The organism is Trinickia sp. (genome assembly GCF_051961175.1).
Lineage (GTDB): Bacteria > Pseudomonadota > Gammaproteobacteria > Burkholderiales > Burkholderiaceae > Trinickia.
In genome coordinates this window covers 1-2,530 of sequence record NZ_JBQCDN010000269.1, presented here as the reverse complement: position 1 = coordinate 2,530, position 2,530 = coordinate 1, and the positions used below count along the sequence as shown (strand labels likewise).

Annotated in this window: 2 protein-coding genes and 1 pseudogene; all 3 read right to left on the bottom strand. The window is 62.2% G+C overall.

What is annotated here, in order from left to right; translation table 11 throughout:
* Nucleotides 1-314 (bottom strand): annotated as a pseudogene (locus ACTHL0_RS15940) (hypothetical protein); the annotation flags it as partial.
* Nucleotides 315-323: 9 nt separating this feature from the next.
* Nucleotides 324-1,532, bottom strand: coding sequence for an extracellular catalytic domain type 2 short-chain-length polyhydroxyalkanoate depolymerase (locus ACTHL0_RS15935; protein WP_440567777.1), 1,209 nt, complete (start codon nucleotides 1,530-1,532; stop codon nucleotides 324-326).
* A 267-nt stretch (nucleotides 1,533-1,799) separates the two neighbouring features.
* A partial coding sequence (locus ACTHL0_RS15930; protein ID WP_440567776.1) for a lysozyme occupies nucleotides 1,800-2,530 on the bottom strand: 731 nt, incomplete at its 5' end.

The window sequence follows — 2,530 nt, the reverse complement described above, 5'->3', positions numbered from 1 at the left end:
TGCGTCTGTCCCTGCGTGACACGCGTCGCCAGATCGGTGTGGATCTCGGCCAGTGCCTTGATCGAGGCGGCCGCATCTTTCAGCTGCAATTGATCGCGTTCCTTGCGCCAGCCGTCGTCGAGCGCCGATTGCATGGCGTCGCTGTACTGGCGGCTCAGATTCAGCGCGGCTTTCGTGAACGTTTTCCAGGTGTCGGCGTTCGGCACGACGCCGGCACTGAGCATTGAAGCGTGCGTTTGAGCGGCTAGTTTGTCGGCGAAGTCGAGCGCGGTTTTTTGCGCGTTCTCCCATTGCGCGATGACGGCGGTGAGCATGGCGGATCCTTATCGTGTGGTCGTGGCGGGCGAAGCGTGCAAGCGCACGATCATCTTCATGACCGCCGCCATTTGCGGTGCCTCGTGCGTGTAGAAATCGGGGTGACTGGCGTCGTCGCTCGTATAGCCCCAGAAATCCCAGCATTCGAGCGGATTGCTCGGCGAGCCTTCATCCGACGCCGCGATCTGCGGATACAAGACGATGATCCGGTTCGTATCGGCAAATTCGTTGTAGCCGGTGTCGCGCACGAAACGCAGCCCAACCTTGTGCACGTTTTGCAGGCAGCCGTGAAAGACGACATGCACCGCACAGCCCGCGGCTTGGCAGCTTCGCGGCACATAGACATAACCCACGCGCGCCAGCGATGCCCGATGGGCGCGGTCGAACTCGGTTTGATCGAATGCGATCAGATCGCCCGTCGCTTTGTCGGCCGGGGGATTCAGTGGTGCGCCGGGCGTGCCGTAGATCCACTTCAGGATTTGCTGCGACTGTTCGACGCCGCAATTGTTGATGAACGGGTCTTTATTGGAGTCGCATGCAATGTCGCTCGCGCGATTCGTCAGCAGTGCGTGCCCGGCGTTCGGCAGTTTTTCGTAATCGATATCCTTTGCAGGAACGCCCGCAAGCCGGAAAAAACGATCGGCTTGGTCGACCACTTTCGTGGAGACGACCGAATCCTTGGCCCCGCTGAATAGATAGATGCGTTGGCGTTTCAGATTGACCGGGTCATCGATGAGGCCCTTGGCCGCGAACGCCTGCGCATCCTTGTAGGCCGTTTCAGCTTTCGGCGCCGGTCCGATCGGCTGCATGCACGAGGTGACTGCAGCGAGCGAAAGCGGTTTGACGCCGGCCGCACCGGCGCAATAGAACTCGCCGCCGGCGACGATGCCCGCGCCGGTCAGCTTGCTGGAAAAAGCGACGTCGAATTGCGAGGCCATGAACGCGCCGGACGACAAGCCGGATACCGAGGTGCGCGACAGGTCGGCTCCGTAGCCTCGCAGCGGCGCTGCTTCGGTTTCCTGAGCGAGCGCGGCCTTCGAGACGAGTGCAACAAACGCGAAGCCCATGGCGGCCGCCACTGCGACGCGGCCGATCGTTCTGGCTGTCGAGGCGCGCGTCTGCCTGGCGGCTTCCTGACGGCGAACGGCGGCGAGGCGCGCCGCACCCGTAACAGGGTGCGATGGAAGCGATGGCTGGTGTCTCATCGAGTGATTCATTTAGGAATCCTATTTAGAGGATGGGGGTTGGATTCGTTTTAGTCGGGGTTCGATTTGATTGGGCTTCTGCGATACCGATGTCGATAGCGTACGGGTGAACTGCATCCCGTCACATGGGCCGGATTCCCTGCTTGCGTTCCCGTTACTCGGGCACCATGACCATCGTCCCGGGACGCTCGCCGCTTGATGCTTCATGTTGCGGCGGCCGCGTGCCCGCGCGCACGAAGGCGTGAGCGTGCATCCATGATGGGGCTCCCTCCGGATGAGTCACGAGCGGAACAACTGACGTTCGGCTTGACGGCGTTTTGTAAGCCCGGCGAGCGGCTTGCCTCCGGCCTTGTTCCAAACGAGGAATTGATCGGCCGCGCGATCGAACTGGCCCGCATTCAAACAACGCAGCAAGGTCGACGACTGCAGCCGCCCGGGACCCAGGTTGAACACGAACCCCATGAGCGCGTCGAACTGCTGCTGCGTGATGGCGATTCGAACCAGCTTGCGCAACGCGAGTTCGTGACTGCGCAAATCTTTTTTCAAAAGGCTTTCAGCGGCGGCGGCCGTGAGCGGCGCATCGAATGTTTCGTGCGGCAGGATCAGATGGCCGTAGCCGATCGTGGGCTTGCCGACGGCATCGAGGTAGCGGCGAAGGCGCAGCCCTTCGAAGTGTTTGATCAACTCAATGCCGTCCTGGCCGGTGTGCTCGGGGTGTTCAAGCATGGATGTTCTCCTCGTCGGTGGGCCGCCGCGCTTGGGGCGCGGGATGAGCCGGTGCGTGTACTCGTCGATGACGCGCATGATGGCGTCGGGGGGATCGAGCGCCGCAAAGTGCATTTCGATGTCGATATGCTCCGTATCGCGGTCGCGCGCCGCGGCGTCGCCGGCGCGTTTGGACGGCGGCGCCAGCGTGACGTGAAAGCGCGCGCGATTATCGCCGCCGTCGATCAGCATCGCCTCGGCAAATTCGCCGCGCACTGTCAGAAGCACGACCATCTTATCCAGCC